This is a genomic window from Bacteroides caecigallinarum (assembly GCF_016901995.1).
GTDB classification, from domain to species: Bacteria; Bacteroidota; Bacteroidia; order Bacteroidales; family Bacteroidaceae; genus Phocaeicola; species Phocaeicola cellulolyticus.
This window is the reverse complement of the sequence record NZ_JACJLE010000219.1, coordinates 1-232: the sequence shown is the minus strand read 5'-3', so window position 1 is coordinate 232 and position 232 is coordinate 1. Positions and strand designations below refer to the sequence as shown.

Genomic DNA, 232 nt, shown 5'->3' with positions numbered 1-232 from the left:
TCTTGTCTATATAAAGATAACCGCCTTCGCGTATCTTTTCAAAATTCTGTATTCCTATAGGGTATTTCATGTAAGTCAATTAAAAATTAAAAATTAATAACCAACGGTCAGCGAAGCTAAAACCTTGTCAACTCGTCTCCTAGTCCCCAGTCCCTGGTATCTACTCCTTCACAATCCACCTCTCCACATTCCTCTTCTCATAGCTGAAGTTCACACCCACTTTCACCAGCTT

Annotated in this window: 1 protein-coding gene; it reads right to left on the bottom strand. The window is 39.7% G+C overall.

Going from position 1 to position 232, the window contains the following annotated elements; translation table 11 throughout:
• On the bottom strand, positions 1-70 hold a 70-nt coding region (locus tag H6A61_RS16385), incomplete at its 3' end, for an AAA family ATPase (protein ID WP_430746823.1).
• Positions 71-232: the final 162 nt, after the last annotated feature.